At 45.5% G+C, this 22,250-nt stretch carries 16 protein-coding genes; 8 read left to right on the top strand and 8 right to left on the bottom strand.

Features of this window, described 5'->3' with window-relative positions:
• Positions 1 to 222 precede the first annotated feature (222 nt).
• From PHEP_RS08045 to PHEP_RS08035, 3 genes are all read right to left on the bottom strand, one after another.
• The gene (locus PHEP_RS08045; RefSeq protein WP_162141641.1) at positions 223 to 2,319 is read right to left on the bottom strand and encodes a fasciclin domain-containing protein; all 2,097 of its coding nucleotides are present in this window, start codon (positions 2,317 to 2,319) and stop codon (positions 223 to 225) included.
• 117 nt (positions 2,320 to 2,436) lie between these two features.
• Positions 2,437 to 3,141, bottom strand: a complete 705-nt coding sequence (locus tag PHEP_RS08040; protein WP_015807435.1) for a 3-keto-disaccharide hydrolase — start codon at positions 3,139 to 3,141, stop codon at positions 2,437 to 2,439.
• 20 nt (positions 3,142 to 3,161) lie between these two features.
• Complete coding sequence (locus PHEP_RS08035) at positions 3,162 to 4,469, bottom strand: Gfo/Idh/MocA family protein (protein ID WP_015807434.1); 1,308 nt, start codon at positions 4,467 to 4,469, stop codon at positions 3,162 to 3,164.
• 226 nt (positions 4,470 to 4,695) lie between these two features.
• On the opposite strand from PHEP_RS08035, the gene PHEP_RS08030 reads away from it, so the two are divergent.
• Positions 4,696 to 6,168 carry a xylulokinase gene (locus PHEP_RS08030; protein ID WP_015807433.1) on the top strand — a complete coding sequence of 491 codons (1,473 nt, stop codon included), beginning with the start codon at positions 4,696 to 4,698 and terminating at the stop codon, positions 6,166 to 6,168.
• 28 nt (positions 6,169 to 6,196) lie between these two features.
• A complete protein-coding gene (gene xylA / locus PHEP_RS08025; RefSeq protein ID WP_015807432.1) occupies positions 6,197 to 7,525 on the top strand; it encodes a xylose isomerase in 1,329 nt (442 codons plus the stop codon).
• Between the two features lie 39 nt (positions 7,526 to 7,564).
• Here xylA and PHEP_RS08020 read toward each other — a convergent pair whose 3' ends face one another.
• Entirely contained in the window at positions 7,565 to 8,791 is a 1,227-nt protein-coding gene (locus tag PHEP_RS08020; protein WP_015807431.1) for an MFS transporter, read from the bottom strand.
• Between the two features lie 29 nt (positions 8,792 to 8,820).
• The gene (locus PHEP_RS08015) at positions 8,821 to 9,489 is read right to left on the bottom strand and encodes a FadR/GntR family transcriptional regulator (protein WP_015807430.1); all 669 of its coding nucleotides are present in this window, start codon (positions 9,487 to 9,489) and stop codon (positions 8,821 to 8,823) included.
• A 132-nt stretch (positions 9,490 to 9,621) separates the two neighbouring features.
• Here PHEP_RS08015 and PHEP_RS08010 point away from each other — a divergent pair, with 132 nt between their 5' ends.
• Positions 9,622 to 10,515 carry an aldo/keto reductase gene (locus PHEP_RS08010; RefSeq protein ID WP_015807429.1) on the top strand — a complete coding sequence of 298 codons (894 nt, stop codon included), beginning with the start codon at positions 9,622 to 9,624 and terminating at the stop codon, positions 10,513 to 10,515.
• 22 nt (positions 10,516 to 10,537) lie between these two features.
• Here PHEP_RS08010 and PHEP_RS21550 read toward each other — a convergent pair whose 3' ends face one another.
• Both PHEP_RS21550 and PHEP_RS08000 read right to left on the bottom strand, forming a co-directional pair.
• Positions 10,538 to 11,626 carry a tetratricopeptide repeat protein gene (locus PHEP_RS21550; RefSeq protein WP_049772229.1) on the bottom strand — a complete coding sequence of 363 codons (1,089 nt, stop codon included), beginning with the start codon at positions 11,624 to 11,626 and terminating at the stop codon, positions 10,538 to 10,540.
• A gap of 19 nt (positions 11,627 to 11,645) precedes the next feature.
• Positions 11,646 to 12,314 carry an arylesterase gene (locus tag PHEP_RS08000; RefSeq protein ID WP_015807427.1) on the bottom strand — a complete coding sequence of 223 codons (669 nt, stop codon included), beginning with the start codon at positions 12,312 to 12,314 and terminating at the stop codon, positions 11,646 to 11,648.
• 104 nt (positions 12,315 to 12,418) lie between these two features.
• Here PHEP_RS08000 and PHEP_RS07995 point away from each other — a divergent pair, with 104 nt between their 5' ends.
• The 4 genes from PHEP_RS07995 to PHEP_RS07980 all read left to right on the top strand — a co-directional run bounded on the left by PHEP_RS07995 (position 12,419) and on the right by PHEP_RS07980 (position 18,479).
• Positions 12,419 to 13,105 (top strand): ABC transporter ATP-binding protein, encoded by a 687-nt coding sequence (locus PHEP_RS07995; protein WP_015807426.1) that lies wholly within the window; start codon positions 12,419 to 12,421, stop codon positions 13,103 to 13,105.
• Positions 13,098 to 15,683, top strand: coding sequence for an ABC transporter permease (locus PHEP_RS07990; protein WP_015807425.1), 2,586 nt, complete (start codon positions 13,098 to 13,100; stop codon positions 15,681 to 15,683). The genes PHEP_RS07995 and PHEP_RS07990 overlap by 8 nt, the downstream gene beginning before the upstream one ends.
• Positions 15,684 to 15,756: 73 nt before the next feature.
• Positions 15,757 to 17,739: a sensor histidine kinase gene (locus PHEP_RS07985; RefSeq protein ID WP_015807424.1), complete on the top strand. Its 1,983-nt coding sequence runs from the start codon at positions 15,757 to 15,759 to the stop codon at positions 17,737 to 17,739.
• A 26-nt stretch (positions 17,740 to 17,765) separates the two neighbouring features.
• Entirely contained in the window at positions 17,766 to 18,479 is a 714-nt protein-coding gene (locus tag PHEP_RS07980) for a hypothetical protein (RefSeq protein WP_015807423.1), read from the top strand.
• Between the two features lie 18 nt (positions 18,480 to 18,497).
• Here PHEP_RS07980 and guaB read toward each other — a convergent pair whose 3' ends face one another.
• Complete coding sequence (guaB, locus tag PHEP_RS07975) at positions 18,498 to 19,967, bottom strand: IMP dehydrogenase (RefSeq protein WP_015807422.1); 1,470 nt, start codon at positions 19,965 to 19,967, stop codon at positions 18,498 to 18,500.
• Positions 19,968 to 20,361: 394 nt separating this feature from the next.
• Between guaB and PHEP_RS07970 the strand changes: the two genes are divergently transcribed.
• Positions 20,362 to 22,197 (top strand): outer membrane protein assembly factor BamB family protein, encoded by a 1,836-nt coding sequence (locus tag PHEP_RS07970; protein ID WP_015807421.1) that lies wholly within the window; start codon positions 20,362 to 20,364, stop codon positions 22,195 to 22,197.
• The last annotated feature ends 53 nt before the right edge of the window (positions 22,198 to 22,250 follow it).

Genomic DNA, 22,250 nt, shown 5'->3' with positions numbered 1-22,250 from the left:
AAAACTCCATAATACAAGTTATCATAACAACACTTACCAATATTTCCGAAAATTTTTCAGAAAAATTGACATAAATTAAATTTTATTTCAGTTCACAACCGGTTTTAATCGGGCTGACTGTTTTTTTTTTCATCCGGCAGACCTGGATTACGGTGCGGCTAAAATAAGGAGGGCCCTCAGTACTCAACTGAAAGGCCCTCCAATAGCGTTAAAAAAATATGATCAATACCCGGGGTTCTGAAGCATACCAGGGTTCTGGTCCAGGATTGCCTGAGGTATAGGTAAGCGGTTATTTTTTGCAGATGAGAATCCATATCTCGCCAGCTCATCGGCAGCAGTTCCCCACCTGGTCAGGTTGGCGAAGGCCACACCTTCTCTTCTCATTTCGGCAGTCCACAATGCCCTTAAATTGGCCTGACTAAAGGTTGGAGAGAAGGACGAACGCTGTGCCAGTGTTTGATACCTCGTCTGCGCATTAATGGTATTGCCCAGTGCCATACTGGCCTCGGCCGACATCAGGTAAACTTCTGTGAGCCTCAGGTAAGGTAAAACTGACCGGTTAAAAAAGTAGCTCTTCACGTTCACATCGATATTGGCCGAATTGTCCCAGATCAGTTCTGCATTTCCTGCATTAAATTGTGCTCCGGCAGCTGCCAGCATATATTGGCCACTGTTCAGCACATAATTGGTCAGGTCGGCCACCTTTCCATATTCTTTTTCCAGCAAGGCTGCCTTTGCCTGCAACACTTTAACAGAAAGCCCGTTCAGGCTGGCCGCTCCGCTGGCACCAAGCGACAGGGAATCTGCTGCCGATGCCAGTTCGGCAGAAATAAAATTAACTACCGCAGCCCGGTTGGCATTCGTTAAACTACCCGCAGTCTGTGCCAAAGGAATGTTGCCAAAATAAGTCAGCAGCTGTAAATAAACATACACCCTTGTGGCCTTTAACTGGCTCATCTTTTCTGCACGTCTGCTCATCGCAAGCGGTGCTTTTTGCTGCAAAGTGTTCAATGCAGCAATATACGCATATCCCTGTTGCCAGATCTGGGTAACACCGGGATTGGTCGGCGTAAATGTAAAATTACCAAAAGCCTGATAGTTTGCTTTAAAAACCAGTGGTATGGAATCTATCGAAGCCTGATGGCTTAGCAGTCCGTCGGCAACCACCAGGTTTTTCTGCCAGCTGGCAATGTTGTTTTCCGCATTGCTCATGCCTGTCAGAAACTCCTGTTCCGTTAATAAAGGTTCTTGCTTATTGTTCAGTAAACCAATCGATACAGCTATTTTCTTTACCGTGCCATTTGCAGCTACAGCCTGCTCATAAGGCAAAGTTACCCTGTCACTGTTATTGATTATACCGTCCCCATTGGCATCCAGCCATTTAAAGTTACCCGGCTGTGCACCGGTCTGGGTTGCTGCCGCAGTAATTTCTGCCTGCGACTGGAATATGCCTGCAACAGCATAACCCGAATATAAACCAGCCTGCTTTGCAGAACGGTTGAAAATATTGCTTTTTGCACCAGAGGATGCCTTGATATAATAAGTTCCGGCTGTAATTGACTTAAACAATGCCTTGCCTGCAGCATCGCTTATGGCGGTGTATGCCGCTACGCTATCTGCATAATTTTGCTGTGTACGGTAAAGCGTAACGGTTGCACCGGCCAGTACTGCACCTGTAGGTTTTGCAGTGGTCCATAAAGTCCCGTCCCAAACCGTAACCTCAATAGAAGTGGATTGCAGCTGGTCGGTAACCGAAGTTGCCGTCAACACCGATTTTACCGTATACACCACTTCGTTATTGGTATTTAAAATCTCTTTGCCACCAATCTGTACCCCGTTGATCCAGATGGTATCCGCAGAGCGGCTTACCTTAAGCTGTTTACCGCTTAAACCTGTAAGCAGTTTACCATCTGTCAGGTCCGACAGCTTGAATACACCCTTTACAATATGGTCCCGCAATACGGAATCGGTCAGCACCAGTTGCGGTACAGTAGCTACATCCGCAATGGCATTCCCAGCCCTTGTACCGCTGGCATTGCCTGTCGACGACAGTTTACTTACCCGTCCCGGCGCAGCAGAGCTTTCGTTTAGCGGCGCAAAAACGGTAATCCCCTGGGCAGTTTCCTCTGCCCTAAGCTTCATGCTTTTAAGGGCATTGTTAAAGGTACTGATACTATCGGCCGCGGCCAGTTTTTCTGTGATGTTTTTAATGAGAACTTCCGGTTTACGTTCTTCCGTTTCGGGTTCAGGTGTTTTCTCCTTCTTGCATGCCATTAGGGAGATGACCAGTGTAAATGCAATAAGTAAATTCTTTTTCATGTTCATTTAGATTGTTAAGCGATTTAGCTTACAAAGCTACCGACGTCCTGTTAAGCAAAAAATACCTATTTATGGGTATTTTCTGACAGAAAAACTAGCCATGAACAATCAGGGGTATCAGTCCAGCACTGTTACTTTCAGGTTCCTGAAATGAATGGGGGCACCTTCCGATTCCAGACAGAGATAGCCCTTTCTTACAGTCGATTTACTGATCCCGTTCACAAATTTTCCATTTACCGATAACTTGATGGTGCCATCCACACAGACCACCTGGTACCTGTTCCATTCTCCCTTTCCCTTGCAGCGGTTCTCTACCGATTTGCTCCTTGTCCCTCTCGGCGTATCCGGTATCGTTTCTACCCCGCCTACTCCAAAAAGCTCTCCATGTACATAAGCAATGGGTTGTTGTACCCCCTCTTTGGCATTGATGTTTACCCAATCCAGTTCCAGCATCTGAACTTCAACACCACCGGGCAAACGGTTATTTTCACCGGGCTTGGCATCACTCCATACAAATACCCCCGAGTTTCCGCCTGCTTCCAGGTGTTTCCATTCCACCTCCAGTATAAAATTTTCGTATAATTTTTCCGAGCGCATGACCCCTATAGGCTTGCCCGAACAGACCAGCAGCTCTTTTTCCCTTTTCCAGGTTTCCTTATCTGTATTTACGTTTATCCAGTTAATGGCCTTAGCCTGTCCTTTTGCATCAGAGAGCAAGGTTTCCTGGCCAAACTGTAGGGGTTTATCCTGGCCATTTGCTGTAGATATACCTATAAAGGCCCATAAAAAAGCCATAACCATCCCCTTGAATATTTTCTTCATCAGCTTGTTCAATTTAGAGATTAAATGACTTTGCTAATTCCCGGCATGGCTACCGGCTGGTTATCCCATTTCAGGTCCCAGTTATAATCTTCTATTTTTGGTCCCAGCACCACACTGGAATTCAGGGCCTCATCATAACTGATGGTTTGTCCGCTATACGCAGCCATGCGCCCCCAAATGGACAATAAGGTGCTTTTTGCCATCCATTCCCCGTCATTGATCGGTTTTCCATTTCTGATGCCTGCAAAAAGCTCATCGTGCTGGATCTGGTACATGTTCTTTTTCGGACCATCGTACTTCCAGTTGTTTTTTCCGCTGATCTCGTACCGCATCCCTACATTTACAAAGGCACTCCCCTCTGTACCCAGTACATCCACTGTATTCCGGTTGGACGTGCCCTCCTGCTGGCGACAAAAATGAAAGCCCTTTGCACCGTTCGCATATTCAAACTCTACCGCAAAATGATCGTAAATATTTCCGTAAATCTCGTCAACACGCACTTGCCGTCCACCGGTACCCGTAGCCTTTAGCGGCATCTGATCGCCCATCACCCAGGACATCATATCCAGGCTATGCACCGCCTGCTCAACAATAAAATCACCCGAAAGCCAGTTCTGGTAATGCCAGTTCCTTAACTTATAGGTCAGGTCTGTCCAGCCAGGCTGGCGCGGATTGGACCAGTTGCCGGCCCCGTTCCTAAATGTTGAAACGGTTTTAATACTGCCCACATCCCCATTTAAAACCCTGCTGAACACCCCTCTGCTAGGCAGATCATAGCGGAAACAGAATCCCGAAACCAGGGAAAGGTTCTTTTCTGCCGCCGCTTTTGCTGCGGCCAGCACTTTGCGTATGCCCGGGGCATCAACGGCTACCGGCTTTTCACAAAATACATGCTTGCCGGCAGCAATGGCCGCTGTAAGCTGGTCAGGGCGGAATGCAGGTGGCGTAGTAAGCAGCACCACATCCACTCCCGAATCTATGACTTTCTGATAGGCATCAAAACCAATGAATTTTCTTTTTTTATCTACCCTGACCCGCTTGGCATCAAGGCTGATGAGCGCCTGATAAGCACCCTCCAGTCTGTCCTCAAAAACATCCCCCATAGCGGTAATGATCACATCCGGATCGGCATTCAGCGCCTGCATGGCCGCACCTGTGCCCCGGCCGCCACAACCAATCAGCCCAACTTTCAATGTTTTAGCGCTATTAAACAAGCCCGATGAAAAACCTGTTTGATAAGCCAGTGTACTTCCCAGCATTACGATACCCGACTTCTTTAAAAAGGACCTGCGGTCCGTAGCATTTAAATCTTTAGTTCCATTCATCATATTTAGGTTTCATTTGTTTCGTCAAAAGACCTTTGAAGAAGAGCAGCGCACACATCAACAAATCAACCGGTTAGCTGATCAATATCAAAAGGGAGTTTTTAAACATAATAAAAAAATACAACAACTCACAAATCCTTCATGGAAAAGACCGCATAAAATTTAAATAGGCAATCGATTGCTAAACTGAAATATTTGCTTATTTTCGTTTTATCAAATTATAAATACAATGCTGCTATTAGGTATTGATGTAGGCACATCATCTATAAAAGTTTCTGTTGTCGAAGCCAATTCGGGGCATACGCTTGCGAGCGCCAGCTACCCTGAATCGGAATCGGAGATCATTAGCCTGAAACACGGCTGGGCCGAGCAATCGCCCCGGCTGTGGTGGACCAATGTTCAAAAAGCCATTTCCTTATGTCATGCCCGGCGCGCTTACAACCCGGATGACATTTCCGCTATTGGAATTGCCTATCAGATGCATGGCCTGGTGGTGGTAGACAAGGATGGCGAATGCCTCAGGAACAGCATCATCTGGTGCGATAGCCGCGCTGTCGAGACGGGTAACCATGCCTTTAAACAGCTGGGTGAACAGTATGCCCTCCGGCACCTCCTCAATTCACCAGGCAATTTCACAGCTGCCAAACTGGCCTGGGTAAAAGCTAATGAACCCGAAATCTATTCCCGGATAGCCAAAGTAATGCTGCCCGGCGATTTCATTGCCCTACAGCTCACAGGGGAAGTCAGCACCAGCATCTCCGCCTTGTCGGAAGGTGTATTCTGGGACTTCAGGGAAAATCAGCTTTCTGAAGCCTTAATGAAGTTTTTCGACTTCGATAAGGCCCTGATTCCGGAAATAAAACCAGTATTTTCAGTACATGGCCAGCTTATGAAAGCCGTAGCAGCACAGCTTGGGCTAAAACCTGGGATACCTGTAGCTTACAAGGCTGGCGACCAGCCCAATAATGCCTTATCTTTAAATGTAACCCAACCCGGAGAGGTTGCCGCCACAGCAGGAACCTCCGGAGTAATTTACGGCGTAACGGAACAGCTTTTATACGATAAGGCATCAAGGGTAAATACTTTTGCCCATGTAAACCATAGCGCAGAACAACCCCGCCTTGGTGTGCTGTTATGCATTAACGGAACGGGTAGCATGAACCGCTGGGCCAGGGATAGCTTTGGTACCGGCATGAACTATACTGCCATTAACGAAACTGCACAAACCATATCACCGGGAAGTGAAGGCCTCCGCGTACTTCCCTTCGGCAATGGGGCAGAACGCATGCTGAACAATAAAATAGTAGGCGCCCATTTGCAGGGTATCGACCTCAACATCCACCGCAATGCGCACATTTTCCGTGCTGTTCAGGAGGGCATTGCCTTTGCTTTCCGTTACGGACTGGATATCTTAAAAGAAAATGGCATGAACCCTACAGTGATCAGGGCCGGAAAATCAAACCTCTTTTTAAGTGATGTTTTTACGCAAACATTTGTAAACATTACCGGGGTGCCCGTAGAGCTTTACGATAACGATGGTAGCTATGGCGCCGCCATAGGAGCCGGAATTGGTGCAGGCTACTTTAAGTCGGCCGCCGAGGCTTTTACCCATAAAAAACCATTGAAACTGGTAGAACCCGGCAAAGATCAGCTGGAAAATGAATACCTCGACTGGAAAAACCTGCTCGAAAAACAACTGTAATTAAAAAATCAATATAATACCTTATCAGATGACAAAACTTACTGCAGACAACGAATATTTCAAAGGGATCGGACAGATCAGCTTTGAAGGACAGGAAACAGACAACCCGCTGGCTTTCAGATGGTACAATCCTGAACAGGTGGTTGCCGGCAAAAAGATGAAAGAGCACCTGCGTTTTGCCGGTGCTTACTGGCATTCTTTCTGCGGAAATGGTACAGATCCCTTTGGCGGTCCGACACATATTTTTCCCTGGGACGCGAAAGCGGATGTACTGGATCGTGCAAAGGACAAAATGGATGCAGCCTTTGAATTTCTGACCAAAATGAACCTGCCCTATTACTGCTTTCATGATGTGGATGTGGTAGATTATGGCAACGACATCAAAGAAAATGAAAGACGGATGCAGATCATGACCGATTATGCAAAAGCCAAACAGGCAGAAACAGGTGTAAAATTGCTTTGGGGTACGGCTAATCTTTTCTCTCACCGCAGGTATATGAACGGAGCGGCTACCAATCCCGACTTTCATGTGCTGAGCCATGGCGCAGCACAGGTAAAAGCAGCCCTTGATGCCACCATAGCCCTTAATGGGGAAAATTATGTATTCTGGGGTGGCCGCGAAGGTTACATGAGCCTCCTGAACACCAATATGAAACGCGAACAGGAACATCTGGCAAAATTTCTGCATACAGCCAAAGATTATGCCCGTAAAAATGGTTTCAAAGGCACCTTCTTTATTGAGCCCAAACCTTGTGAACCCACCAAGCACCAGTACGATTACGATGCAGCAACCGTACTTGGCTTTCTCCGTCAGTACGACCTGCTGGGTGATTTTAAACTGAACCTGGAAGTTAACCATGCTACGCTGGCCGGACATACCTTCCAGCATGAGCTGCAGGTGGCTGCTGATGCCGGAATGCTGGGCTCTATTGATGCCAACCGCGGCGACGAACAAAATGGCTGGGATACAGACCAGTTTCCAAACAACATCAATGAGGTTACAGAATCCATGCTGATCATCCTGGAAGCAGGGGGCCTGCAAGGTGGGGGTATAAATTTCGATGCCAAGATCCGCAGGAATTCAACGGATCCGGCCGACCTTTTCCATGCACATATTGGTGGAATGGATATTTTCGCCCGGGCCCTGATTACCGCCGACCGCATCCTTCAGCATTCTGAATACAAAAAAATAAGGGCAGAAAGATATGCGTCTTACGACAGTGGAAAAGGCAAAGCCTTTGAAGAAGGGAGCTTAAGCCTGGAAGACCTGCGCGATTATGCAGTGGCACAGGGCGAACCGCAAACCATCAGCGGCAAACAGGAATTCCTGGAAAACCTGATCAACAGGTATATTTAAAGCATAAGGCCGGTAACAAAATTACCGGCCTTTTTTTTATCAGGCTTTTTTCCTGCCCTCAATATTGGGCAAAAACCCGGTAATGATACCAATCAGGGGCAAGAATGCACAGATATGAAATACGTAATTGATGCTGGTGCTATCGGCAAGCTTACCCAGTAAAGCAGACCCTATACCGCCCATACCAAAAGCAAAACCAAAGAACAATCCCGCAACCAGTCCCACCTTACCCGGTATCAGTTCCTGCGCATACACCAGAATAGCAGAGAATGCTGAGGCCAGGATCACACCTATCGGTACGATCAATACCCCGGTCCAGAATAAATTGGCATGGGGCAGCAACAAGGCAAAAGGTGCTGTACCTAAAATAGAAAACCAGATCACATATTTACGGCCGAACCTGTCGCCCACCGGACCACCGATCAGTGTACCGGCCGCAACGGAAAATAAAAATACAAACAGGTAAAGCTGCGAGGTTTGCACCGGTACATGAAACTTATCTATTAGATAGAAGGTAAAGTAGCTGGTCAGACTGGCCATGTAAAAGTATTTTGAAAAGATAAGGACCAGTAAAATGATCACGGCAAATACCACCCTTTTTCTGGAGAAATTATTGGTTACCACATTTACTTTTGCCCCCATTCTGGCCTTTAAATTGACCATATAGCCCTTATACCATTTGCCTACCCAGCTCAAAATCATAATGGCCAGTAAAGCAATGATAGAAAACCAGATCACACTGAACTGTCCGTAGGGCACAATGATCCAGGCTGCCAGCAAAGGTCCGATAGAACTTCCGGCATTGCCACCCAGCTGAAAGATGGACTGGGCCAGGCCTCTCCTTCCGCCTGAAGCAGCATGGGCCATACGAGATGCTTCCGGATGGAATATGGAAGAGCCCGTACCAATAAGTGCAACAGAAAGCAGCATGAAGTAAAATCCGTTGGACAAAGATAAAGTGATCAGGCCGACCAGCGTAAAACCCATTCCTATAGCCAGTGAATAAGGCTGTGGTTTTTTATCGGTATATAAGCCTACAAATGGCTGGAATAAAGAAGCGGCCATTTGGAACATCAGGGTAATTAAGCCAATCTGCGAAAAGCTCAGCTGATAGGTATTCTTTACAATAGGATAAATGGCAGGTATGAGCGACTGTATCGTATCATTTAGTAAATGGGAAAAACTAATGGCAAAAAGTATCGGAAATACGGTTTGCTGGGCAATTTGTTTAGGCTCAATGGCAGAGGCCGGATTTGTTGTTTTCATTATAATTGGTAATGGGTGATGTAAATTGTTTACTGGGATACGTGACCGATAATTTTTGCGGCAATTGTCCATGCCTTTTTGGCGTCGCCGGCAATGATACTTTTTAACAGCTGTTCGTGGATCACATACGTTTCCTCAAATGCCCGGGTATCTGGATAGATCTGAAGAAACCATTTTTTAAGGTGTACGGAAGTGGACTTGTAGAGATCGGCCAGGATCTCATTTTTTGAAGCCTCTGCTATGGCCATATGAAAGGCTACATCAGCATCTATGCAAGCTTCTTTTAAACCTTCGGCCGCTGCTTTTCTCCGGTTTTCCAGATGGCCCCTGATGGCTATGATATCAGCATCTGTCCGGTTTAGGGCAGCTTTTTCGGCAATTTTCATTTCCAACAGCTGCCGCACTTCGTCCAGATCCTGCACATTTGCACGCTTCAGCCTTTGTTCCATCGGCTCCTTACTGCAGGTAACCTGCTCTACAAAAGTACCTATACCCTGCTGTACGCGCAGTAAGCCCGAATTTGCCAGGATCTTTATCGCTTCCCTGATCGTAGACCTGCCTACTCCAAAATGCTTCATCAGCGCTGGTTCTATGGGTAGTTTTTCATCTACCTTATACCTGCCCAGTGTAATTTGTTCCTGAAGTCTGGCCGCAACTTCATCCGCCAGCGATTTCTTTTTGATATATTCAATTCCCATAATTCATCATATCATCAGATGAATTGCAAAGGTAAAGATTATATATTCATTTCCAAAAATCATTTTTTTTATGCCCTGCTTTTGATATCCTGTAAAAAAAAGCGAACTTGAGCGATTTAGAACAGACAGGATATGCAAAAAGTATATATGGGCGACGCAGGCCCGAAAGTTTCACCTGCGGTATACGGTTTTTACAGATGGGACGAGGTTAAAGAGGCCGATAGCGTTTTAAAAAAAGTGGTCAGCCTTTGCCTGGAACTGGGCATCAATACCTTTGAACATGGGGATCGCTATGGAAATTACAAATGCGAGGCACTTTTCGGCGATCTGATGAAGGAAGGGCTGTTTAAAAGGGATGAAGTAGTCCTGTTCACAAAATGTGGGTTAAGACTTCCCCATCCGCACAATCCGGAAATCAGGGTTAAGCATTATGACACTTCTGCTGCCCACATCACTAAAAGTGTGGAGTCTTCCTTAAGGAACCTGAGAACAGATTACATCGATATATTTTTGCTCGACAAACTGGATGCCATCTCCAACCTGGAAGAAACAGCCCTGACGCTGGAAAAACTGAAAGATTCCGGAAAGATCAAGAGCATCGGTGTTGCCAATTTTTCGGTATTCCAGCACCAGCTGCTGGCAGCTTACCTAACCAAACCCATTGTAACCAACCACATAGAACTGAACCTGCTCAGCACCCAGGCATTGGACAACGGGCAGCTCGACTATATCAAACAACGTTACATGAGGCCACTGGCATATGCCCCGCTTGCAGAAGGCCGTATAGCAGCCGGTACAGATGTACAGGCCCTTAAAGTACGGGCAAAACTGGAAGAGCTGAGTATAAAATATAAGGCCGATATCGAATCCCTTGCCGTAGCCTGGCTGGTAAAACTAGGGGCATTGCCCTTAATTGGCACTACCAATGTACAAAGGATCAAAAATGCGGCCAATGCTTTTTCCATAGAGCTGGATCATCAGGACTGGTACGAACTGTATAATGTATCGGTAGAAAATACAAAGTAGAAAACCAAAAGGCAGTACCCTTTTATGGGGTACTGCAATACCGTTTCATAACGTCAACAATCATTGGCTTCCTGTCGCCCAGTTCATAGCCCAGTTTTAGATCTGCACAGATCTTATCCTGGTCTTCCTTTGGCACAGGAACGTTATCCTTGGCCGCCATTACCGTTACCTCTTTTGTTTTGCTTAAGGTTTTGCTGTCCTTAAACTCATATTTCCTTAACCTGGCAAAAGCCCTCGAACTTAAGGCCTGCATATATAAGGGCTCCAGTTCAATTGCCTTATCAAAATCAGCAATGGCACTGTCAAAATCAAAAAGGTTAAACTTCGCATTGCCCCTGTAAAAATATACATCGGCATATTCGGCATTTAACAATACCGCTTCATCCATCTTTTTAATCAGGGTCTTATAATCGTTTTCTTTAATCAGCGTTTCAGCCTTGCCCAGTAATTCATAAAATCTTAGCACCTCTTTTGGCAGTTCTTTTTTACCCAGGCTACAATTGATCTCACTTTTTAATTTCCCTGTCGAATAAAATTCCTGCCATATTCCATCTTCTTCGCCATTCCGGTATTTCCCCCTGGCCTTAAGCTTCCCATTGATAAAATAATCCTCGGTTGGCCCATAACCAATATCTGCCTGATGGTTCATAAAATATCTTTTATTGCCATTCACATAATAAGCTGTAGTGGTGCCATTTAAAAGTCCATACAACATGGTGCCCTCGGCCTTTATATTGCCGTTCATATAATAGTCTATAAACTTCCCCGAATAAGGTTTAATCGCCCCCTTTACGTACATGGCCCCATCTTTCTTCTCCATCAGCGCTCTCCTGGGAAGTGCTTTTAAAGCTTCCGGTCGGGCAGCATAAGCTTTAGTGGTCAGCATAATGATCTTATCCGTAAAAAAATGGCCCATTGAATTGATTTTTTTCTCATCCGTAATCACTTCAGCATTGTAAATATCCGCTTCAGTGATCTGTTCTTCATCCTTTGGCTCTTTGATGATCGGTATGCTGTCTACAATATAAAGGATCCGTTCTCTTTTTTCCTGGGCAAGGGAAACCGAACAAAAGAACATCAGGAGAAACGCCGGTAAGATTTTATTTTGCATTTTCTGATTGTATAAATAATTAAAGTAAAGGTTTTAATCTGGCCCATACATTTTCTGCCAGTATTTTCTGCCCTTCGGCCGTCGGATGGATCCCATCTTCCTGGTTAAGCCGGGCCTGGCCACCCACTCCTTCCAGCAAAAAAGGAATATACGCCATATTGTTCTTTTGTGCCAGCTTGCTAAACAATGCTTTAAAATCAGCAGTATAGCTGGCCCCCATATTGGGCGGCATCTGCATACCGGCCATCACCATTTTTACCTTAGGGTACCTGGCCTTTACCTTATCAATTACAGCCTGCAGATTGGCCGATGTTTCTGCAACAGATAAGCCCCGCAGGCCATCATTTGCACCCAGTTCCAATACAAAAATATCAACCGGCTGCTTTAACAGCCAGTCTATCCTGCTTTTGCCTGCGGCTGATGTTTCGCCGCTCAGGCCTGCATTGATCACTTTATAAGGTAAATTTAACGAGTCTATCTTTTTTTGGATGATGGCCGGATACGCCTCTTCCGGATCAAGCCCGTAGCCTGCCGTTAAACTTGTACCAAAAAAAAGGATATGCTGTGTCTCAGGCCGGCCTGTACCAGCCTGCACTGTGCCATCAGTTTTGACATTTTCCTGTCCTCCGGCTGTATGCTGATTGTTCCCACAGGCAGTTATCATGCTCAGCAAAATGATAGCGCTCATAAAATTAGTCCGTAACATATCGTGATATATAAAATCTAAATTAACGAATACTTGTATATTTAACAGGTAATCCTTCGTTAAATTTAAAATATTATCCGCTATTCATGTCTGCCGAAAACATCCTTGAAGTTCAAAACGTAAGTAAAACCTATAAAAGTGCAGGTACTGCCCTTAGGGTACTCAGCAATATTGATTTTTCTATACCCCGGGGCAGCACGGTAGCCATTACCGGCCCTTCAGGCAGTGGAAAAACAACCTTACTTGGCCTTTGTGCGGGGCTCGACAGGGCAAGCGCCGGCAGCGTAATCTTAAACAAAGTGAAGCTGGACCAATTGAACGAAAACGAACTTGCCGCCATACGCAATAACCATGTAGGCTTCATTTTTCAGAATTTCCAGCTGATGCCCACCCTTACGGCACTCGAAAACGTAATGGTGCCCATGGAACTGAGAAGAGAGAAAAATGTGACGCAGCGGGCCATGGAGCTACTGGCCAAGGTAGGCCTGTCAGACCGTGCCCAACATTATCCCATACAGCTTTCCGGTGGTGAACAGCAACGTGTTTCCCTGGCCAGGGCTTTCTCCAATAAACCCGACATTTTGTTTGCCGATGAACCTACCGGAAATTTAGATGGAGAAACCAGTGAAAAAATACAACAGCTGCTGTTTGAACTGAACCGGGAAGCGGGTACTACCCTGATCATCGTAACGCACGACCTTGAACTGGCTGCCCATACCAGCCGGATCATTAAGCTAAAAGCCGGGACCATTCAATCTGATCTGTATGTCTGAACACCAACCAGGGCCCGGCAGAACGGTGGATATCCGCTGGTTGTTTAAAATGGCCTGGCGTGACAGCCGCCACAACAAATCGCGCTTATTTCTTTTTACCTCTTCTATTGTACTCGGTATAGCCGCACTGGTAGCCGTATATTCCTTCAGGGATAACCTGCAGCATGATATTGATGAGCAGGCGAAGACATTGACCGGGGCCGACCTGGTCATTGAGGGCCGGAGGGCCCCGGATAAAAAAACTGCAGCCCTCCTGCAGGGTCTGGGCAATGAAAGGGCCGCTGAAAGAAGCTTCCCGTCTATGGTGTATTTTGTAAAAAACCAAGGCAGCCGGCTGGTACAGATCAAGGCCCTGGAAGGCAATTATCCATTTTACGGTGAAATAGAGAGCAGTCCGGTCAGTGCTGCAAAAACGTTCAGGCAAGGTGGAAGAAAGGCACTGGTAGACAAGACCCTGCTGCTCCAGTTTAATGCCCGTACCGGCGATTCCATTAAGGTTGGCGAACTCAGCTTCCGCATCGAGGGGATATTGAACAAAGCCCCGGGCCAAACCGGCATCTCCTCTACAGTAGCACCAATTGTATACATCCCTTTAAAATACCTGCAGCAAACCGGCCTTACAGAAACCGGCAGCCGCATACAGTTTAAATATTATTACCGGTACAACAACCCCGATGCAGTAGAAAAAATAGTAAAACAGCTTCAGCCCATATTGGAAAAAGAGGGACTGGATACGGAAACCGTAGCTTCGAAAAAAGAAGATACCGGCAGATCTTTCAAAGACCTGAACAGGTTCCTGGCCCTTTCCGGTTTTGTTGCCCTGCTGCTGGGCTGCATAGGTGTAGGTAGCGCCGTTCATGTATACATCAAAGAAAAAATGGCTGCTGTAGCCACATTAAGGTGCCTGGGTTTAAAACCCGCTGAGGCTTTCCTCATCTACCTCATCCAGATCAAGGTCATCGGACTTATCGCTGCCCTGGCAGGTGCACTGCTCGGTACCCTGATCCAGTTCCTGCTGCCCGCCGTATTAAAAGATTTCATACCGGTAGAAATGACCGCCCAGCTCTCCTTCCCTGCCATTGGTCAGGGCATTTTATTGGGCGTCATCATTTCTGTACTTTTTGCACTGCCATCGCTGTTGGCTGTAAGACACATTTCACCTTTAAATGCACTGCGCTTATCTTTTGAAAAAAACGGCAACCGGCGCGATCTGCTGAATTGGGCAGTTTACCTGTTCATTTTGTTGTTTGTTATGGCTTTTACACGGCTGCAAATGAGCAGCTGGATACAGACCATTGCTTTTACCGCCGGTATACTCATTGCTTTTGTACTCCTTTTTGCCTTGTCTAAATTATTGATGTGGCTGGTACGTAAACTATTGCCACCACAAACGGGCTACCTTTGGCGCCAGGGTTTTGCCAACCTGTACCGCCCCAATAACCAGACCCTGATGCTCACCATATCCATAGGCCTGTCTGCCGCCTTCATCTGCACCCTGTTTTTTGTACAGGGCATCCTCATGAACCGCGTTCGCCTTTCTTCAGGTGAAAACCAGGCCAATATGGTACTGTTCGACATCCAGAACGACCAGCAGAAAGCCCTTGTGCAGCTGGTAAAATCACATCAGCTGCCCGTCATGAACCAGGTACCTATTGTTACGGTACGTATAGCAGAAATTAACGGCAAAACTGCCTCAGTACTGGCAGCGGCCGACAGTACGGATAACCCGGATTCAAAAAAGCAGGAACCTTCACAACGGGCCTTCAAAGGAGAACTGCGGGTAACCTTTCAGCATACGCTTACTGCTGCCGAAAAAATTGCAGCCGGTAAATGGAGCGGAACTGTACAAAAAGACAATATTGTATATGTATCTCTTGAAGAAAATTATGCCAGGCGCATACATGTCGGCATAGGCGATAAAATCCTCTTTAACGTACAGGGAATGCTCATTCCAACCGTTGTAGGCAGTTTAAGGGAAGTAAACTGGAGCAGGATGCAAACCAACTTCCGCGTGGTCTTTCCAAAAGGTGTACTGGAAGATGCCCCACAGTTCCATGTATTGATGACCCGCGTGCCTTCGGGAAAAACATCCGCAGCTTTTCAAAACGAGGTGCTCCGGCAATTTCCGAATGTCTCGGTCATAGACCTCGGGCTCGTACTGCAGGTACTGGATGAACTGTTGGGTAAAATAGGTTTTGTTATCCGCTTTATGGCCCTGTTCAGTATGGCCACCGGCTGGATCGTACTGCTCTCGGCCGTACTGACCAGCAAAGGGCAGCGCCTGCGCGAAAGTGTTTTGCTGAGGACACTCGGCGCCAGCAGAAAACAGATCCTCAGCATCACCGCCATTGAATATCTCTTTCTGGGTATTGTGGCCACTGGAGCAGGCATGATACTGGCATTGGCCGGCAGCTGGGCCCTCGCCAAATTCAGTTTCGCCACCAGCTTTACGCCATCCCTCTGGCCAGTTGCCGCTTTCTTTACCGGCATCACCCTGATGGTAGTCATTACTGGTGTATGGAGCAGCAGAAAAGTACTGAACCAATCGCCCCTGGAAGTGCTAAGAAAAGAAAACTGACAGCTTAAAATTACTGCTTCCATTCAATTTCTTCCGTAAATTGTTTACATTAGAATAGTCCTTACTCTATATTATGCGTTTAATTACCCTCCTTCTCCTTTTTTTAGCCTACCTGAATACCGAAGCACAACCTATCCGCCTCGATACCAATCTTATGAATAACAACATAGGTAAACAGGTAACCTATTTTGAAGATCAGAACGCAAACCTGACGCTGAACCAGGTGATGGCACTTGAAAAGGCCGGAAAATTTACACAGGGCCAGCAACAGATACTCAACCTGGGCAATAAAAAATCGGCATTTTGGGTAAAGATCGATTATTTAAGCATCGGATCCAGACACGATTACCTTATTGTTGATGTGCCAAACATCGAACACATAGATCTTTATATCCCTAAAGGTGCCGACTTTATACATAGAAAAACAGGAGCCCTAAGGCCTTCTGCACCCGGTGTTATAGCCACAAACAATTATATATTCAGTTTACCGCTGCTACCGGAAAATACAGCAGCATCAACCCTTTGGCTCAGGGTAAAAACAAACAATATCCTGCTGCTGCCCATTAAAATGGCCACATCAGAAAACTTCATGCCTGGAACATCCCTGAAAAATAACCTGCAAACCATATATATTGGTGTGCTCCTCACGCTGTTCCTCTTTAATATTTTTCTTTATTTTAGCATGAAAGACAGTACCTACCTGTATTACAGCCTCTACGTTTTTTCACTTGGCTTATATGTAGTGGGTTATTTAAGAGGCTACAGCTATTTATTTGGTGATAATTTTAAGCTGTTTATAAACCATTATCCGCATACTTTTCTCAGTATCTCTACCATCTCCTGCATCCTGTTTTCTAAAAAGTTCCTTAACCTGAAAGCCATATCACCACGTGCAATACAAATATGTAACGTTTTAACCGGCCTCGCCCTCATCATGTTCATCACCAGCATTGCCGGGTTTAAAAGTATATCGGCAACGCTTGCCCAATACATTACCATCAGTTTTTCTGTTATTTTATGGACCTTAGGCCTGATGGCCTATAAAAAAGGCCATACCCCGGCCAAATACTACATACTGGCCTGGACCTTTATTGCTGTAACCATTATTGCAACCGTATTGAGCATGGATGGGGTATTTGATTACCATGATTACAGCTTTGAATTTGTACCTGTAGGTTCGACCATTGAACTGCTGCTCCTGGCCTTTGCACTGGGCGACCGCTACCGTGTCATCATCAATAATGAAAGGAAGGCACGTGAAGAGAATTTCATATTGGTGCAAACACAAAACCAGCGTTTGGAAGAGCAGGTGGCCGACCGCACTTTAAAATTAAGCGAAAGCATTGTACAGCTCAAAGCCTCCAATGCTGTAAAAAACAAACTGTTCTCTATTATTGCGCACGACCTGAGAAGTCCTTTTAACAGTCTGGTCAGCATTTTCTCCTTAAAGGATATGGACCTGCTGAGCCTGGATGAACTTAAAATGCTGCTCAACGAAAACAAAAAAAGCATCGATACCATACACAATACACTCAACAATCTTTTATATTGGGCAAAAAGCCAGATGGACGGGGTAACTACCCAACCTTCGGCATTTGACCTGAGCATACTGGTAGAAGAGCTGGTATTGGTTTATGCCCCCTTAACACAACTCAAAGGGATCACTGTTGAACTGCAGCTTCCTGAAAAACTGATGGTATATGCCGATGAAAACCAGATACAGCTGGTATTGCGTAACCTGATCGACAATGCGATAAAGTTTACACCAGCAACGCAAAGCATCTATATTAAACTCACAAAGGCAACGGAGCATACAGAAATCTGCATCAGCAATAACATTCCCGATGGTCATGAACTGAATATAGAACACATCACAGATCCCAATGCTTTTGAAGCCACCTATGGTACTGGACAGGAAAAGGGGGTTGGCCTGGGCCTGCACCTATGCCGGGAATACATCAAAAGCAATGGGTCTGAACTAAAGGTGGACATTACAGGCCAACAGGTTTCCTTTAGCTTTCAATTGCCCAAGGCCAAAATATTAAACACTATTTAAACACAATCAGCGTTCATATCAGATATATGAAACTTAAACTCACCTTCTTTTTTTTAATCTGCTATACAAGCATACGGGCCCAGCCCTTTGTATTTCCTCAGCTTCCCGACCAGGGAAAATCAGTTGCCGCACTGGTTCCTAAAAACTGGAAAGTGATCGACAGCATCTCCGGCGACCTGAATAACGACAACATTCAAGACCTGGCCCTGGTACTGGAATTTTACAGGCCAGTTAAAGAAAACCGTGCTTATGGCGACAATGAAACAGAGCTGATTACAGAAGTACAAAAACCAAGGATACTGGCCATCTACTTTAAAAGATCTGCTGGTGGTGCATTCCGGCTGGTCACCCAAAACAACAACTTCATGCTAAGATCCGAAGAAGGAGGAGCCATGGGCGATCCCTTACGCCCCATGCTCATTGAGAAAAACCAACTTTTACTATCTTTCGAAGGTGGTGCAAACTGGCGTTGGAAATTAAATTATAGCTTTAAATACTTAGATAAAGACTGGCAATTGGTAAGGGCCAATAACCTTGCCTATCATTCCGGTTCCGGAGAAATGAATGACAAGCAATATGACTTTATAAATAAAACGCGAAAAGTGATCACCGGATCGATGGGTGACAGCCTTGTGAAAGACAACATTTTTGAACAGCCACTGACTATAAAAACCCTGCGCACATTTAACAGCTTTAAAAAACCCTGGACCTGGGAGATCGCTCCAGATGATTTTCTATAAAAAAACATCCTTGTATTGTTATCTCGAATAGTTAGGCGCTTCTTTAGTGATAGAAATATCATGCGGATGGCTTTCCCTCATTCCTGCAGCGGTAATGCGTACAAACTTGGCTTTTTGCAGATCTTCAATGGCAGCTGCACCGCAATAGTGCATTCCAGCCCTCAGGCCACCTACATATTGATAAATTACTTCTGCCAATGTTCCTTTATAAGGTACCCTGCCAACAATCCCTTCCGGTACCAATTTGGTCACCACATCGGTCTCGTCCTGAAAATAACGGTCTTTTGATCCTTGTGACATGGCCTCAACCGAACCCATACCACGGTATGATTTAAATTTACGTCCTTCATAGATGATGGTTTCACCTGGTGATTCTTCAACACCTGCAAACAATGAACCAGCCATGATTGCACTGGCACCAGCGGCAATGGCTTTCACAATGTCGCCGGTCTGCTTAATACCACCATCAGCAATAACCGGAATCCCTGTCCCGATCAAAGCCTGGGCACATTCAAAAACAGCATACAGTTGAGGCACACCCACACCTGCGATGATACGGGTAGTACAGATAGAACCCGGACCAATGCCCACTTTAACCGCATCGGCACCTGCAGCCGCCAATGCCAGCGCAGCATCTGCAGTAGCAATATTACCTGCAATGACCTGCAGATCGGGCCATCTTTCTTTAATGGCCTTTACCATATCAATGACACCTTTCGAGTGGCCATGGGCAGTATCAACCGTTACCACATCCACTCCTGCCTGTACCAGTGCCGCAACGCGGTCAATGTTATCAGCCGCCACACCTACCGCAGCGCCAACACGCAAACGGCCACGTTCATCCTTACAGGCTTTAGGGTAATTTTTATATTTCTGAATATCTTTAAAAGTAATCAGTCCGGCCAGGTGCCCCTGCGCATCAATAACCGGGAGTTTTTCAATTTTATAATCCTGTAAGATCTCTTCGGCCTGTAAAAGTGTAGTCCCTTCCGGTGCGGTGATCAGGTTTTCCCTGGTCATTACTTCCGAGACCTTACGCTGCATATCTTTCTGGAACCGCAGGTCCCTGTTGGTAATGATGCCCACCAGTTTATTATCTGCATCAATAACGGGGATACCACCGATCTTAAAATCTTTCATGATCTGGAAAGCATCGGCAACTCTGGCATTTGCACTCAGGGTAACAGGATCCTGGATCATACCGCTTTCCGAACGTTTTACCTTTCTTACTTCTTCTGCCTGGCGCTCAATGCTCATATTTTTATGCAACATGCCAATACCACCGGCCTGGGCAATGGCAATGGCCAGGCCCGCTTCAGTAACTGTATCCATTGCGGCAGAAACTATAGGAACATTAATACGTATTTTTTTGGTCAGGAAACTTCCGGTATCCACATCACGTGGCAGAACTTCAGAGTAGGCAGGTACTAATAATACGTCATCGTAAGTTAGTCCTTCAGCTATAAATTTATTGGGATCGAGTTGCATAGCAAATAATTTAAGAGTTACTATTTGCCGGGCAAAAATACGATTATTATTGCGAATACGCAATAGTTTTGCAAATAAAGACAGCATGGGGTAAAAGATTACAATCAGATTAATTATTGAAACAACCCTTGGTAGCTGTTGCCAGATATTTTAAGCAATTGTGTGCTATAACTGCTCTATATTTTATAAGAACCTTTTTAGGTCCTTATTAGGTCCTTGCTAGGACCTTGCTAGGTCGATTTGACCTAATATAGATTTAAAAACGTTCTATAAAAATTTAAGTATGGTTTAAAAACTATGGGTTCCAGGTAAAATACAGTTAAAAACCATAAACATGCATTTCTGGTTTCAACAAAAAGCTGTAAATTGAGCCGACACAAATTTGACCGGAAACATGAAACTGCTCCTTTCTTTTGCCATTCTATTCAGCTGTTTTATCAACAGCAATGCCCAGACCTTTAAATATGCCTTTGTAACTGATACCCATGTGGGTACAGCTACCGGCGAAGAAGACCTGAGAAGAACCGTAAATGACATCAATAAACAAACAGATCTTGACTTTATAGTGGTTACGGGCGATGTTACAGAAATGGGCACCAAATTAGAACTTAAACTGGCAAAATCTATTTTAAGCGAATTAAAAAAGCCTTATTACGTTATACCCGGTAATCATGATACGGGTTGGTCAGAATCGGGTGGTGTGGATTTCATCAGGGAATTTGGCGACGATAAGTTTACATTTGACCACAACGGTTATCGTTTTATTGCCTGCGCTTCGGGGCCCTATGTAAGGATGTCTGACGGCCATATCCCCAGGGATGCCGTAATCTGGCTGGATAAAGTGTTAAAAAATACTTCTGCTACCATGCCGGTTATTTTCATCAACCACTACCCTGTCGACAATAGTCTGGATAACTGGTACGAAGCAACCGACAGGATAAAAAAATACAATATACAGTATGCCATCTGCGGGCATGGCCATTCCAATCAGGCGCTTAATTTTGAAGGTGTACCCGGTACCATGGGGCGCTCCAATTTAAGGGCAAAAGATAGTCTTGGTGGTTATAACATTGTAACCATGCGCAAAGATTCTGTCCTGTTCGCCGTTAAAAAACCCGGTCTTATGCTTGAACATCCCTGGAGAAAAATTGCACTGGGCAAATTCAGCGCAAGCAGTACCGGAAAGATAGAAAGGCCCTCGTATGAAATCAATAAGACCTATCCGCAGGTCAAAAAAGTATGGAGCTACCATGCAGCAGCCAATGTGGTATTGACACCTGCAGCCAGCAATGAGCTGGTTATATTTGGCAACAGCATAGGCGAGATAGAGGCTTTATCAATTAAAGATGGCAGCAAAAAATGGGTTTATAAAACAAAAGGTGCCATTTATTCTTCGCCTGCCATAGCAGACAATTTGGTTGTCCTGGGTTCGGGCGATGGCAGCATTTATGCGCTGCAGCTCAATACAGGCAAACTGCTTTGGAAATTCGATACCAAAGCTGCCGTTCTGGGTTCTCCGGTGATTGATAAAGGCCTGGTTTATATTGGCGGGAGCGACAACCACTTCAGGGCAATTGAACTGAAAACGGGGAAAGAGCGCTGGGCCTTTAACCAGGTAGAGGGCACTATTGTAGGCAAACCTTTGTTGTATGAAGGTAAAGTGATCTTTGGTTCCTGGGGCCGTCACTTATATGCACTGGACCAACATACAGGCAACCTGTTGTGGAAATGGAACAATGGAAATGCCAACCGCATGTTCTCTCCGGCCATGTGCACACCGGTAGCCCATAAGGGCATTGTTTATTTTGCGGCACCCGACAGGGTACTTACTGCACTTGATGCAAACAGCGGAGCAACACTTTGGAGAAATAAAGAAGCTACTGTGAGAGAGTCTATCGGCCTGTCGGAAGATGGATCCCTGATTTTTGGCAAAACCATGAACGATGAGGTGGTGGCCTATAAAACACAGGCTACGGACCCGGGCATATTGTGGAGATTAAACATGGGCTTCGGTTATGAGCATGTACCTTCTATGCTGATCGCAAAAGATGGAGAAGTGTTTTTCGGTACACGAAATGGCGTGGTATATGCTTTTGATCCGCTGGAGCGCAAAACTATATGGGCACATAAAATAGACAACTCTATGATCAACACCGTAAATGTATTGCGTAAAAATGCGGTTTTGGTGGCTACTATGGACGGTGTGGTTAGTTTACTGAATATTAAGTAAATAAATTTTTTTCTTCTTGTGATATGTATTATAATTGTGAAAACAAATTATCG

The sequence above is a fragment of the Pedobacter heparinus DSM 2366 genome (assembly GCF_000023825.1).
GTDB lineage: Bacteria > Bacteroidota > Bacteroidia > Sphingobacteriales > Sphingobacteriaceae > Pedobacter > Pedobacter heparinus.
Note: the sequence above shows the minus strand (reverse complement) of the source record. Positions and strands in the feature narration are given on the sequence as shown.

What these genes read in the sequence shown, in the direction of transcription:
- PHEP_RS08045 (WP_162141641.1), bottom strand. Translation starts at nt 2,319, where the DNA reads ATGAAAAAGAATTTACTTATTGCATTTACACTGGTCATCTCCCTAATG.
- xylA (WP_015807432.1), top strand. Translation starts at nt 6,197, where the DNA reads ATGACAAAACTTACTGCAGACAACGAATATTTCAAAGGGATCGGACAG.
- PHEP_RS08035 (WP_015807434.1), bottom strand. Translation starts at nt 4,469, where the DNA reads ATGATGAATGGAACTAAAGATTTAAATGCTACGGACCGCAGGTCCTTT.
- PHEP_RS07985 (WP_015807424.1), top strand. Translation starts at nt 15,757, where the DNA reads ATGCGTTTAATTACCCTCCTTCTCCTTTTTTTAGCCTACCTGAATACC.
- PHEP_RS07970 (WP_015807421.1), top strand. Translation starts at nt 20,362, where the DNA reads ATGAAACTGCTCCTTTCTTTTGCCATTCTATTCAGCTGTTTTATCAAC.
- PHEP_RS08010 (WP_015807429.1), top strand. Translation starts at nt 9,622, where the DNA reads ATGCAAAAAGTATATATGGGCGACGCAGGCCCGAAAGTTTCACCTGCG.
- PHEP_RS07980 (WP_015807423.1), top strand. Translation starts at nt 17,766, where the DNA reads ATGAAACTTAAACTCACCTTCTTTTTTTTAATCTGCTATACAAGCATA.
- PHEP_RS07990 (WP_015807425.1), top strand. Translation starts at nt 13,098, where the DNA reads ATGTCTGAACACCAACCAGGGCCCGGCAGAACGGTGGATATCCGCTGG.
- PHEP_RS08000 (WP_015807427.1), bottom strand. Translation starts at nt 12,314, where the DNA reads ATGAGCGCTATCATTTTGCTGAGCATGATAACTGCCTGTGGGAACAAT.
- guaB (WP_015807422.1), bottom strand. Translation starts at nt 19,967, where the DNA reads ATGCAACTCGATCCCAATAAATTTATAGCTGAAGGACTAACTTACGAT.
- PHEP_RS21550 (WP_049772229.1), bottom strand. Translation starts at nt 11,626, where the DNA reads ATGCAAAATAAAATCTTACCGGCGTTTCTCCTGATGTTCTTTTGTTCG.
- PHEP_RS07995 (WP_015807426.1), top strand. Translation starts at nt 12,419, where the DNA reads ATGTCTGCCGAAAACATCCTTGAAGTTCAAAACGTAAGTAAAACCTAT.
- PHEP_RS08015 (WP_015807430.1), bottom strand. Translation starts at nt 9,489, where the DNA reads ATGGGAATTGAATATATCAAAAAGAAATCGCTGGCGGATGAAGTTGCG.
- PHEP_RS08030 (WP_015807433.1), top strand. Translation starts at nt 4,696, where the DNA reads ATGCTGCTATTAGGTATTGATGTAGGCACATCATCTATAAAAGTTTCT.
- PHEP_RS08040 (WP_015807435.1), bottom strand. Translation starts at nt 3,141, where the DNA reads ATGAAGAAAATATTCAAGGGGATGGTTATGGCTTTTTTATGGGCCTTT.
- PHEP_RS08020 (WP_015807431.1), bottom strand. Translation starts at nt 8,791, where the DNA reads ATGAAAACAACAAATCCGGCCTCTGCCATTGAGCCTAAACAAATTGCC.